Origin of the sequence: uncultured Sphingomonas sp. (assembly GCF_937859915.1) — a bacterium.
In the GTDB taxonomy this organism is placed as follows: Bacteria; Pseudomonadota; Alphaproteobacteria; order Sphingomonadales; family Sphingomonadaceae; genus Solisphingomonas.
Map to the genome: position 1 here is coordinate 1 of NZ_CALMAW010000027.1, position 12,170 is coordinate 12,170.

The following is a 12,170-nucleotide window of genomic DNA, read 5'->3' on the forward strand; positions in this document are numbered from 1 at the left end:
CACCGACACGGCCGAACGGATCCGCGGCGCGCTCATAGTCGCTTAGGAAGGCGGCGCCGCGTTTGGTGGTGAAGTCGTAGGCCGACAGCCAGTCCTGCTTCATCAGCACCGGATCGAGCGAGATCGACCGGACCTCATCGATGAAATGGTCAAGGTGCCAGGCGATTTGCGGGTCGGTTGGCGTATATTCCGCCTCGGCCGGCGTTACCGCTCTCGCCTCGCCTAGCCGGTCGACCTCGACGACATACGGCGTGACCCGGCTCTGCTGGGACTGCCAGACGATGCCGCCAGCGAGCGCACTGGCGAGACCTAAGCTGCCGAACGCCATCAGCCGCCAGTTGCGCGCCTGGACGCGGGCGGAGCCGATCCGCTCGTCCCAGAGCTGGCCCGCCCTCTGATACGGTGTCTCGGGTTCTGGGGTGCGTCCATAGCGCTGGACGCCGCGCTTGAAGTGCATGGTTCAATCCTCCTTCTCGTCAATGTCGGGGGTGGCGGATGCACCGCCGCTATGGCCCTCGCGGATCGCCTGCGCGGCGATCTGGCGATGATGGCGGGCGGACTGCTCAGCGCGGATCTGCTGGGCCCAGATGGGCGCTTCGCCCGCCGCGCTTTGCGCGCCGGACGAGTTTGCGCTCGGTGCCGCTGTCGCGCCGCCGCCTTTGAGAGCATCCCATGCGGCTGTACGTCCGTCGGCCGCAGCCTCTTTTAATCCGAACGCGTTCGACATGCTCGAACGAGCAGCATTGCCGGCCGCCTGCGCCATCCCGCCGACGCCGGCGCTGATGGAGGACGAGCCGGACGCCTCCTGGCTGAGCGTGTAAGCGGCGGATGCGGCCGCGCCCATGCGGGTGCCGGCTTGGACGGCCCCAAGCGCCGCGCCGCCGATGGCGCGCGCAGCGCCGGCACCGACCATCGTGAGGCCGACGGCGCCGGCGGTCGTTCCGAGCGCGGCCCCGGCACCGAGTTGCGGGGCGCCGGCGACGAGGCCGGTCGCGATGCTGGGGCCAAAGATGGAGAGACCGAACAGCGACAGGCTGGCAAGAACCAGGCTCATTGCCTGGCCGATGTCGGGATCGTGGCCCTGCAATGCAGCGGTGAACTGCGCGAAGAAGCCCGACCCGATACCGACGATGACGGCGAGCACCATCACCTTGATGCCGGACGAGACGACGTTGCCAAGCACGCGCTCTGCGAGAAAGCTCGTCCGGTTCCACAATGCGAAGGGCACCAGCACGAAGCCGGCAAGGCTGGTCAGCTTGAACTCGATGATCGTCACGAACATCTGCACAGCGATCACGAAGAAGGCGATGACGACGATCGCCCATGCGAAGAGCAGCACCGCGATCGTCAGGAAATTGTCGAAGAAGCTCGCGAAGCCCATCATGTTGGAGGCTTGCTGTAGAAGCGGCCAGGCGGCAGAAAAACCGGTGCCGGCGAGCCGGCCTGGCTTGAGCAGGTCGTCGGCCGAGAGCGTGCCGCCGCCGGCGGTCAGGCCGATGCTGGCGAACGAGTTGAAGATGATCGTCGCCAGCGTCGAGAAGCTGTTCAGGATGAACGCGAAGGCGCCGACGTAGAGGACCTTGCAGATGAAGCGGCCGATGACGTCCTGTTCGCCGCCCATCGCCCAGAACAGGCCGGCGAGCGTGATGTCGATGCCGATCAATGTGGTGGTCAGATAGCGGACATCGCCGCCCAACAACCCGAACCCGCTGTCGATGTAGCGAATGAAGGCGGTCATGAACTGATCGATGATGTTGAGATCGGACATATCGCGATCTGCTTCCTGGTGATGATGGCCGAAACTGAAGGGATGTCGCGAGACGCATCTGGGGGGAGCGTCGAACGCGCCCCGCGACGGCAACGGCAGGCCGGCGCAAACCTGCCGTCTCCCAAACCGGCTCAAGACCTACTGAGGCGTGTAGGCCGAGCCGGAACCGAGAAACCGGGCGGTGGCGGCCTGCGCATCGATCGAGGACTGGGCCTTTGTCGCGGCTTCGGTCGCCTCGGCGCGATATTGCGTCGCCATCATTTGCTGGATCTGGAACTGCTGCTTGGCGGTCAGCGCGAGCAGCTGGTTGGTCGCCTGTCCGACCTGGAGCGCGCCCTCAGCGTTTTGGCTGCGCGAGGTGAGCGACGACAAGGTTGCCGCATCCGCGCTGACATTGCCGGCAATCTGGCTCTGCGCCGCCATCGTCTCGCGATAGGCGGCAAGCACCCCGTCCACGCGCGCCTTGGCTTCAAGCGCCTGCATCGTGCTCGACGACGGCGTCGAGGTCTCGCCCGGAAACAGTCGGGTAAACTGGGCGGACAGATCGCCGATGTGGAAGCTGATATTCTGCGCCTGACCCATCAGCGTGTTGATCTGCTGGAGCGTCGAGGTCAGCTGCTGGAGTTCGGGGAAATTGAAGGTGGTGAGGTTCTTCGCCTCGTTGGTCAGCATCGTCGCTTCGTTTTGCAGCGATCGAATCTGGTTGTTCACCTGCTGCAGCGCGCGCTCCGCGGTCAGCAGATTCTTGGCATAATTGGTCGGATCGAACACGATAATCGCCGATGCCGGCGTCGCAGGCCCGATAATGCCGGCAGTCGATATCACCAGAGCGCTGAGCGCGGCGGTAATGAGGAAGCTACGTTTCACAGGGCATCTCCTTTTTCAGCGGGATTTGGAAAATCGGCGAGCAGAGCGGCCGCCCAGTCGAGGTTGGCGTCAGTCAAAAGGCGGGCGGCAAAATCGGCGGAGCCGTGTTCGGCGAGCAGCGCGTCGAAACGCGGCTGGCTGGCGGGATCAGACGCACCGCAGAGCGCTAGCGCGATCGGTCCGAGGCCAAGCTCGAACAGGCGGTTGCCGCGCGCCGACTGCAGGTAATATTGCCGTTTCGGCGTCGCCCGGCTGACCAGCTCGATCTGACGCGCATTGAGCCCGAACCGCTCGTAGGCGGCCCGGCCTTGCGGCTCGATCGCGCGGTCGTTGGGCAGAAGGATGCGCTGCGGGCAGCTCTCGATGATCGCGGGCGCGATGCTGCTGTCGGCGATGTCGGCGAGGCTTTGGGTTGCGAACAGCACCGCGACATTCTTCTTGCGGAGCGTCTTCAACCACTCGCGGATGCGCGCGGCGAAGAGCGGATGATCGAGGAAGATCCAGGCCTCGTCGAGGATCAGTAGGGTCGGCCGCCCGTCGAACCGCTCCTCGAGCCGATGGAAGAGATAGGTCAGCACCGGGGCGACGACTCCCGCCTGCCCCATCAGCGCTTCGGTCTCGAAGCATTGCACGTCGGCGAAGGCGAGATCGCTCTCGGCCGCGTCGAGTAGGCGGCCATAAGGCCCGTCGAGCGTGTAGGCGCCGAGCGCGGATCGCAGCGCGTTGGACTGGAGCAACAGCACGAGCCCGGTAAGCGTCCGCTCCTCGACCGGCGCCGACGCAAGGCTGGTCAGCGCCGACCAGATCGCCTCCTTGATCTCGGGCGTGACCAGCACACGCTCATGGGCGAGCAAAGCCGCGATCCATTCGACCGCCCAGCTGCGTTCGCTTGCCCTGTCAATCCGGCGCAGCGGCTGGAAAGCGAGCCCGTCGCCCACATCCCCGCCGATGCCGAGCGTATGATGCGCGCCGCCCATCGCGAGGACCGCCGCACGCGCTGAAAAACCCTTGTCGAAGATGATCAGCTGCGAGCGGGGATAGCGTCGGAACTGGAGCGCGATCAGGGCCAGCAGCACCGACTTGCCGGCGCCAGTCGGCCCGACGACCAGCATATGGCCGACATCGCCGATATGGGTCGCGAGGCGAAACGGCGTCGATCCCGACGTCTGCGCGACGAGCAGCGGCGGCCCGTCAAGATGATTGTTGCGTGGCGGTCCCGCCCAGACCGACGACAGCGGCATGAGGTGGGCGAGATTGAGCGTGTGGACGAGCGGCTGGCGGACATTGGCGTAGGCATGGCCGGGCAGTGACGACAGCCAGGCTTCGACCGCGTTGACGCCTTCTCGGATCGTCGTGAAGCCGAGCCCGTTGATGATCCGCTCGACCGCACGAACCTTTTCCTCGGCGCGGCCGCGATCGCCGTCCGAGACCGTGATCGTCGTCGTCAGATAGCCGAACGCAACATGATCACCACCGAGCGCCTGTAAGGCTAGGTCGGCGTCGACCACCTTGTTGTCGGCGTCACTGTCGAGCAGCTGCACCGGCTGATTGTACATGACCTCGCGCAGCATCGCGGTGATCGACTTGCGCTTGTTGAACCATTGGCGCCGGAGCTTTGTCAGCACCTTAGTGGCGTCGGTCTTGTCGAGCGCGATGAAGCGGGTCACCCAGCGATAGGCGAAATCCTGGTGATTGAGCGCATCGAGGATGCCGGGCCGGCTGAGGTTCGGAAAGCCGATGACGCTCAATGTGCGCAGATGCAGATCGCCGAGCTTGGGCTCGAGCCCGCCCGTCAACGGCGTATCGGCGAGCAGTCCATCGAGATAGAGCGGCGTCTCGGGCAGTGCGACATCGTGACGACGGGTCGAGATCGTCGCGTGTAGATAGGTCAACGTCTCAGTCGAATTCAGCGCCCGCACTTCGGGCATGAAAGCCGAGAAGAGGTCCAGCGCCCGATCGGTCTCGGCCGCGAACTGCGCAAGAGCGGCTCGCCAGTCGCGGCCAGCGTCGGCGTCGGGTCGATGGATCAGCGAACGCCCCGCGCTATCGCTGCGATCGGCCGCAGGCAACCACGTCAGGGTGAGATGGAAACGGCTTTCATAATGCCTGCCTGCAGCTTCGAAGCTGGCGCGCCGCTCCTGATCGATTAGCCACGAGGCCGCGTCGGGAAATGAACTTTCAGGATAGCCCAGCGCCTCTCGCCGCTCAGCATCGAAGTGCAGCGCCCAGGCCGAGCCGAACCGCTTTAGGACATTGTTCGCGCGCGCGCAGGCGGAGACCAGTTCGGCCTCGGTCGCGCTCTCGAGGTCAGGGCCTCGAAAGGCGAGGACCCGCAAGAAGCTGCCATCCTTGTTGAGGACGATGCCGGTCGCCACCAATGCTGCCCATGGCAGATGGTCCGCTAACCGGTCGGCGGACGAGCGATATTCATGGAGCGCTAGCATGTGAACCAACCCTTCTGGCGGAGGTGGCGCAGCAGCACGGTCGCGAAATCGGGATCGCGCCGGGCGGCGAAGACGGCGAGGCTGTGCCCCGCCGCCCAGAGCAGGACGCCGGCCAGCCATTGCTGGAGACCCAGGCCCACGGCCGCCGCGATCGTGCCGTTGACGATCGCGAGACCACGCGGCGCGCCACCCAGGAGGATCGGCGAGCCGAGCGAACCGTGAATCGGCACCTCGAAGCCCGCGATATGGGCCTCGCCGCCATGCTGGCCGGCGAGCGTCATGCGATCAGCGCTCCGCCGCCAAAGCTGAAGAAGCTCAGGAAGAAGCTCGACGCCGCGAATGCGATCGACAGACCGAACACGATCTGGATAAGCCGTCGGAAGCCGCCGGCGGTCTCGCCGAACGCCAGCGTCAGGCCCGTCAGGATGATGACCGCGACGGCCAGGATTTTGGCCACCGGCCCCTGGACGGAATCCAAGATTTGCTGGAGCGGCTGCTCCCACGGCATGCCGGTGCCGGCGGCCTGTGCGGTGGTGGCAAGGCCAAGCGCGAGGCCGGCGGCAGCGAGCCATTGGCGACGGAGGAAAAATCGCGTTTTTGAACGGGCAATCGTCATCATGGTCAGTCTCCGTGGGTTTGGGTTGGCGGCAGGAGATCGACGAGGCCGTAGCCACCGTCGGGATCGACGCCGGCGAGGCGCACGATTTGGGCGATCCGGCGGGCGAGGCCGCGGCCGGAGATGAAGACGACCAGGTCGATCGCGTCGGCGATCAGCGCGCGCGGCACCGTGACGGCCGCCTCCTGGATCAGCTGTTCGATCCGATGAAGGGCGGACGCGGCACTGTTGGCGTGGACCGTGGAGATGCCGCCCGGATGGCCGGTGTTCCAGGCCTTGAGCATATCAAGCGCTTCAGGCCCACGGACCTCGCCGACAATGATGCGGTCGGGGCGAAGCCGCAGCGTCGAGCGGACCAGATCGGCCATGCTGACAGTGCCGGTCCGCGTGCGCAGCGCCACCGTGTCGGGCGCCGGGCTTTGCAGCTCACGCGTGTCCTCGATCAGGATGACGCGCTCGTCGAGCGAGGCCATTTCGGCCAGAAGCGCGTTGGCGAGCGTGGTCTTGCCCGAGCTGGTCCCGCCGGCCACGAGGATATTACGGCGTTCGACCACGGCCATCGACAGGATGCGTGCCGCGTCCGGTGACATCATGCCGTCGTTCACATAGTCGATGAGCTTATGCAGTCGCTCGGCGGGCTTCCGGATCGAGAAACAGGGGCCGGTCGATACGGGCGGCAGCACACCCTCGAAGCGCTCCCCTGCCCGCCCTTTGGCATGCGGCGGAAGTTCGGCCGACACGATCGGGGCATCGCCATGCACCTCGGTGCGGGCATGGCTCGCGACGAGGCGGATGATGCGCTCAACCTGAGCCGGCTCGAAGCGGAGATCGGTATCGACCCTGCCCTCACCCAGGATATCGACCCTCAGCGCTCCATCGGGATTGACCATGATCTCGACGATCCGCGGATCGGCCAGCGCGGCCGCGATCGAGGAACCGAGCGCTGTACGGATCATCGCGCGCCGGCGTTCAGCGGACAGGGCGCCAGTCATTGGCCGGACTTTCCGAAGGGATTTGGCATGCGATCGCCGAGCGTTCGCGTACCCGTCGCGACCTGCCGCCCCACCTGCTGGACGAAGGCGTTGAAGCGATCACGAGCGATCGCGCGGCCGGCCTTGTCTGTTTCGGCAAGCGGTGCATGGATCGCGAGTTCGTATCGGATGAACAGTGTCAGCGTCTCGAGCTGAACATGGCCGTCGCGTTCGACGCGACCAAGCGCCGTGATGATCCGATCGAGACGCATGCCGAAATGTTCGTCGAGCTCGTTCCGGCCCTTTCGGCTCAACCATGCCTCGATGGCGTCGGCCAGGATTGCCGACTTGGTCACCCCGGGTTTCGCCGCGAGCGCCTCGAGCCGTTCGGTGAGCGCGGTCGACAGGAAGAGCTGATGGCGGATCTTGTCGGCCATCATCAGAAATCCAGCCCGAGCGTCGTCGAGCGATTGTCGCCGTCTTCGAGCGCATAGGCGTTCCGCGCGATCGCGGGCGTTCGCGCCTTGTCCATGATCTGGCTGTCGCCTGCAGGATCGGCGTCGTGATCGTCGAGATTGAGGGCGTTAGCGGCGCCAGCCTCCGGCTCCTTTACAGGGCTCTCGTCGGGCGTGCCCGGTTGCCGTTGCTGCTCGAGACCGCCGTCGTTCGTCTGGTCGTCTTCGCTTCCTAACGAGGCGAGCCGCTCGTCGACGTGGCGAATCTTGCCAGTCCAGTCGTCGGGCAGCAGCTTAGGTCGATCGGCATAGGGACCATCGGAGAGTGTTGGCGGTGCCACCACGCGATTTGAGAAGGTCGGGTCCTCGAAGTAGCGGAGCTTCCGAGCGCGGATCGGCGACAGACCCGACACCAGGACCAGTTCATCGGTTGCCGGCAGCTGCATGACCTCACCGGGCGTCAGCAGCGCTCGCGCGGTCTCCTGGCGGCTGACCATGACATGGCTGAGCCACGGCGCGAGCCGATGCCCGGCATAGTTGCGCATCGCACGCTGCTCGGTCGCCGTGCCGAGTGCATCGGAAATTCGCTTCGCGGTCCGCTCGTCGTTGGTCGCGAAGGCGACGCGGACGTGGCAGTTATCGAGGATCGCGTTGTGCTCGCCGTAAGCCTTTTCAATCTGGTTGAGGCTTTGCGCGATGAGAAAGGCGCGGACACCGTAGCCCGCTAGGAAGGCCAGCGACGTTTCGAAGAAGTCGAGCCGACCGAGTGCCGGAAACTCGTCGAGCATCATGAGCAGCTTGTGGCGACGGCCATGCTCAGCGGCATGGAGGTGCTCGGTCAATCGACGACCGATCTGGTTGAGCACCAGCCGCACGAGCGGCTTGGTCCGCGAGATGTCGGACGGCGGCACGACGAGGTACAGCGACAACGGCTGCTCCGCCTCGACCAGATCGGCGATGCGCCAGTCGCATGAGGACGTTACGGCTGCCACGGTCGGATCGCGATAGAGGCCGAGGAAGCTCATCGCGGTTGACAGGACGCCGGACCGTTCGTTGTCGGATTTGTTGAGAAGCTCGCGTGCGGCCGACGCCACGACGGGATGGACGAGCGGCGCCTCGTCGGTGCCGAGATGGTTGGTCGCCATCATGCGCTTCAGCGTGTCGGCAAAACTCCGCTGGGGATCGGACAGGAAAGTCGCGACGCGGGAGAGCGTCTTTTCCTGCTCCGCATAGAGCACGTGCAGGATCGCGCCGACGAGCAAGGAATGGCTGGTTTTTTCCCAGTGGCTACGACGTTCGAGGGCGCCTTCCGGATCGACCAGAATGTCTGCGATGTTCTGGACGTCGCGGACTTCGTTGGCGCCGCGCCGTACCTCGAGAAGAGGATTGTACCTGGCGGAGCGCTCATCGGTCGGGTTGAACAGAAGGCAGTGCGAAAATCGTGCGCGCCATCCGGCAGTGAGCTGCCAATTCTCGCCTTTGATGTCATGGATGACGGCAGATCCGGTCCAACCGAGCAGGGTCGGCACGACAAGCCCGACACCCTTGCCCGAACGTGTCGGTGCGAACGCCATAATATGTTCCGGCCCGTCGTGACGGAGATATCGGCTGTTCAGCTTGCCGAGAAACACACCGGCATCGTCGAACAGCCCTGCGCTCTGGGCATCCGAGGTCGTGGCCCAGCGAGCGGAACCGTAGGTCGTGACGTGCCGCCGCTGCCGTGCGCGCCAGAGCGATCCGAAGATCGCGGCGCCGCATCCGACGAAGCCACTCGCGCCCGCAATCTCTCCCGCGCGATCGAAGACGTGCGGCGCGTAGGCGTCATAGTGATACCACCACGGGAAGAGACCCCAGGGGCGATATATCGGCGTCTTTAGGAATAACAGGACCGGAGGGCCGAGTTCGGGCTGATACGCCAATCGTGCGGCGGCCCACTGCGTTGCCAGCCAGATGCCGGCGAACACGATAGCGAACACGACAAGGATCTGGCCGATCAGGAGTTTCGTGGGTGTCATGTGGGCTCTCCGCCCGCGGTCGCAACGTCAGTGCGGGCGGATCAGGAGTCCGGCATAATCGTGTTCAGCGGGAGTGCCGTTTCCTCGCAGAACCTCGCAAACTCTCGCAACGACGATCGTGTAATCGCGAGGGCGCGAGATATAGCCTGTCACGCCTCGATCTGTCGGGAGCTCAATGCTTTAGCTCTATCATCAGTCGATGTGTCGCTGCCCCGGTGGTGAAAGCGGAAGGACTGCATTCGGTAAAATATGGTGGTGAGCGGTCCGGCCGCTTTGGGATGCTGCCGCGGTCAATCTCGCGCACAAAAGCCCAGAAAACAGGCGAATAGGCCTGAACCAACGTCTGCTTTCGGACTGCGCCAAACCTGCATGAGGGGCCGACTTTGGGTCAAACTTAGGTGCGCGCGGTCAACGGCGTCCACGGAGGCACCTGCTGGTCGTGCCATAGCCGCAGTCGCCGCCAGTCGGGTGCATCGTAAACTGCCCTTCCGCCCCCAGCTTCGCCTACGCCCGGTTGACGCTCTGCAGGCCCAGCCAGCCGGCGATGCGGCTCAGCTCCTCGTCGAGCCGGTCGCCCGTCTCCGGCGGCGCGCCCGGCTCGTAGTGGCGTGACTGGACCAGGAGCCGGCCGTTGGCGCGATCGGCTTTGAGGTCGACGCGGGCGACGATCCGGTCCCCGAGCAGGAAGGGCAGGACGTAGTAGCCGTGAATGCGCTTCTCGGCGGGCACGTAGATCTCGATGCGGTACCGGAAGCCGAACAGCCTCTCCGTCCGATCCCGTTCCCAGATCAGAGGGTCGAACGGCGCGAGAAGCGCCTGGGCGTCGATCCGCCGGGGACGTCGCGCAGCAGGATCGAGATAGGCCGGCTGCTTCCACCCCTCGACGCGAACCGGGAGCAGCGCGCCCTCGTCCACGAGCCGTTCGATCGCGACGCGCGCGTCGACGACGCCCAGACGGAAATAGTCGCGCAGATCCGTGGCAGTGCCGATGCCCATCGCCTGCGCCGACCGCAGGACCAGCTCGCGAAACGCATCGGCATCCGACGGTGTCGGCAATCCGAGGATCTCGGCAGGCAGTACGCGCTCGGGCAGATCGTAGATGCGCTCGAAGCTGTTCCGGCGGGTGTTCGTCGTCACGTGCCCAGCCCAGAACAGCCATTCCAGCATCCGCTTGCTGTCACCCCATTCCCACCATCCGGGACGACTGCGCCCCTCCTCGAAGTCGGATGCGGAGGCGGGACCATCGTCACGGATGCGGCCGAGGAGAGCCTCGGCCTCGGCGCGGCGCTCGCCGGCGAAGACGCGCATGCCGGTCCAGCCAGCCTCGCCGCGATCAGCCCGCGCCATCCGCCAGCGGAGCAGCGGATGGATCTCCAACGGCAGAAGCGACGCCTCGTGCGCCCAGTATTCGAGAAGCCGTCGCTCCGACCTACGACCCCATGCCGCGCGATCCAACAACGTCCGCGGGTAGGCGCCAAGGCGTGAAAAAGCAGGAAGATAATGTGCTCGCGACAGCACGTTGACGCTGTCGATCTGGAACAGCTGGATCCTCCCCAGCGTGCGACGGAGATGCCCCTGGTGGGCAATCGCGGGATGCGGCGATCCGAACCCCTGCGCGGCGAGCGCGATCCGGCGCGCGGCGGCGACGCTCAGCACCGGAATGGTCATCCCTCGGACGATCGTTTGTCCGGTACCTGACCGATCAGCGCCACATGCGCCAACCGCAGGCTGATCAGCCGCACAGAGTCATCGCTGGTCAGCCCTCCCCACGCGAAGGCAGACCGGCGGCCCCAGACCTCGCTCGCGATGCGGGCCGCAAGCCGGGTCAACTCATGAACGGTCGGATCCCTGCCCTCGGCCATGCAGGCGATGATCTCCGGCGGGATATTCGATTGGTTTTCGCTCACGCCGGTCCTCCGTCCGGACGCCAGTTAAGCGGCTTCGCGTTCGATGGAAGTGCAATTCCCGGCAATGCGACGAGCGGCTCGTCGATGGCGCCCCGACGCCTTTGCGCGACCGTCTGGATAAACGGCGGCCGGTGCTGCAAAAGGCTGACCGAGAAAAGGGGCGGAGATGGGGTTCAGGTTCCATAGGTCGGTGCGGATCATCCCCGGCATCCGCCTCAATTTCAGCAAGTCCGGCGTCAGCACCAGCATCGGCGGAAACGGCGCCACCGTGAACCTCAGCAAAAAGGGCACGCGCACAACCGTCGGAATTCCCGGGTCCGGCCTCGCCTATTCGACGCTCACTCCGCACGCGGCGCGGCCCGCGAACCTGGTGGGTGGAACGCCCGCCCGCTCCAGCGGCGCTGGCTGGGTGGTGGGCATCGGCGCGGTGCTCATCCTCGGCCTCATCGGCCTGTTCGCCGCGTCGCCACCGGGCGCGCCGACCGCGCGCCCTGCGACGGTTGCGCCCATCGCGACGTCGTATGTCACCGCTCTCGCGCTCAACTGCCGCTCCATCGCCGGACCTGCAGGATCAATCGTGAGAACGCTCGACAAGGACGCCGCCGTCAGGGCGACCGCGACCACCAACGGCTGGAGCAGGGCGTCGAGCGCCGGTGCCGGCGACTGCTGGGCGCTGTCGCAATTCCTGTCCCCGGACGCGCCGACATCGCCTGCGACCGCCGCTTCTCCGCTGGTCGGGACCGTCGGCACCCGCCACCACGCCCGCAATCTCCCGCTTCTCGGCGGCGCGGTGCTGGGAACCTATGGCGCACATCACCACCGCATCTCGCATAAATCGCACCCGACGCTGGACGGCGGCTGCCCGTGCGGCGTCGGCGGGGTTTGCATCGGACCTCGCGGCGGCCGCTACTGCATCACGAGCGGCGGCAACAAACGCTACGGGGTCTGACATCGGCGCGGGGTCCGACGGTCGCCCATGATCATTGACCCGGCAAATTCCACGCCACCGAATTCGTCCAGGATCCGGCAACGGTCTGCCGGGATGGATCGCGCGCCGGGCTGAACCGTGCGCGGTTGTGTGCGTCAATGTCTGCAAAAGCGGCCAATCCGGATGATGTCAGGCGGCT

At 65.7% G+C, this 12,170-nt stretch carries 12 protein-coding genes; 1 reads left to right on the forward strand and 11 read right to left on the reverse strand.

Features of this window, described 5'->3' with window-relative positions; all coding sequences use genetic code 11:
• From trbF to Q0326_RS04180, 11 genes are all read right to left on the reverse strand, one after another.
• Positions 1-457, reverse strand: a 457-nt coding sequence (gene trbF, locus Q0326_RS04130) for a conjugal transfer protein TrbF (RefSeq protein ID WP_298687411.1), incomplete at its 3' end; no start/stop codon positions are given.
• 3 nt (positions 458-460) lie between these two features.
• The gene (gene trbL, locus Q0326_RS04135) at positions 461-1,768 is read right to left on the reverse strand and encodes a P-type conjugative transfer protein TrbL (RefSeq protein ID WP_298687413.1); all 1,308 of its coding nucleotides are present in this window, start codon (positions 1,766-1,768) and stop codon (positions 461-463) included.
• 138 nt (positions 1,769-1,906) lie between these two features.
• A complete protein-coding gene (trbJ, locus tag Q0326_RS04140; protein WP_298687415.1) occupies positions 1,907-2,635 on the reverse strand; it encodes a P-type conjugative transfer protein TrbJ in 729 nt (242 codons plus the stop codon).
• On the reverse strand, positions 2,632-5,079 hold the full coding sequence (gene trbE, locus Q0326_RS04145; RefSeq protein WP_298687418.1) for a conjugal transfer protein TrbE: 2,448 nt from the start codon (positions 5,077-5,079) through the stop codon (positions 2,632-2,634). Before trbE ends, trbJ begins: the two co-directional genes overlap by 4 nt.
• Positions 5,073-5,360, reverse strand: a complete 288-nt coding sequence (locus tag Q0326_RS04150; protein WP_298687421.1) for a VirB3 family type IV secretion system protein — start codon at positions 5,358-5,360, stop codon at positions 5,073-5,075. The genes trbE and Q0326_RS04150 overlap by 7 nt, the downstream gene beginning before the upstream one ends.
• Positions 5,357-5,695: a TrbC/VirB2 family protein gene (locus tag Q0326_RS04155; RefSeq protein ID WP_298687433.1), complete on the reverse strand. Its 339-nt coding sequence runs from the start codon at positions 5,693-5,695 to the stop codon at positions 5,357-5,359. Before Q0326_RS04155 ends, Q0326_RS04150 begins: the two co-directional genes overlap by 4 nt.
• A gap of 5 nt (positions 5,696-5,700) precedes the next feature.
• Positions 5,701-6,687 carry a P-type conjugative transfer ATPase TrbB gene (trbB, locus tag Q0326_RS04160; protein ID WP_298687423.1) on the reverse strand — a complete coding sequence of 329 codons (987 nt, stop codon included), beginning with the start codon at positions 6,685-6,687 and terminating at the stop codon, positions 5,701-5,703.
• Complete coding sequence (locus Q0326_RS04165; RefSeq protein WP_298687435.1) at positions 6,684-7,103, reverse strand: CopG family transcriptional regulator; 420 nt, start codon at positions 7,101-7,103, stop codon at positions 6,684-6,686. The genes trbB and Q0326_RS04165 overlap by 4 nt, the downstream gene beginning before the upstream one ends.
• Positions 7,104-7,105: 2 nt before the next feature.
• Positions 7,106-9,136 carry a conjugal transfer protein TraG gene (locus Q0326_RS04170; protein WP_298687425.1) on the reverse strand — a complete coding sequence of 677 codons (2,031 nt, stop codon included), beginning with the start codon at positions 9,134-9,136 and terminating at the stop codon, positions 7,106-7,108.
• Positions 9,137-9,640: 504 nt separating this feature from the next.
• Complete coding sequence (locus tag Q0326_RS04175; protein ID WP_298687427.1) at positions 9,641-10,804, reverse strand: crosslink repair DNA glycosylase YcaQ family protein; 1,164 nt, start codon at positions 10,802-10,804, stop codon at positions 9,641-9,643.
• Positions 10,801-11,043, reverse strand: coding sequence for a hypothetical protein (locus tag Q0326_RS04180; RefSeq protein ID WP_298687429.1), 243 nt, complete (start codon positions 11,041-11,043; stop codon positions 10,801-10,803). Before Q0326_RS04180 ends, Q0326_RS04175 begins: the two co-directional genes overlap by 4 nt.
• Before the next feature lie 166 nt (positions 11,044-11,209).
• Between Q0326_RS04180 and Q0326_RS04185 the strand changes: the two genes are divergently transcribed.
• A complete protein-coding gene (locus tag Q0326_RS04185) occupies positions 11,210-11,992 on the forward strand; it encodes a DUF4236 domain-containing protein (RefSeq protein WP_298687431.1) in 783 nt (260 codons plus the stop codon).
• Positions 11,993-12,170: the final 178 nt, after the last annotated feature.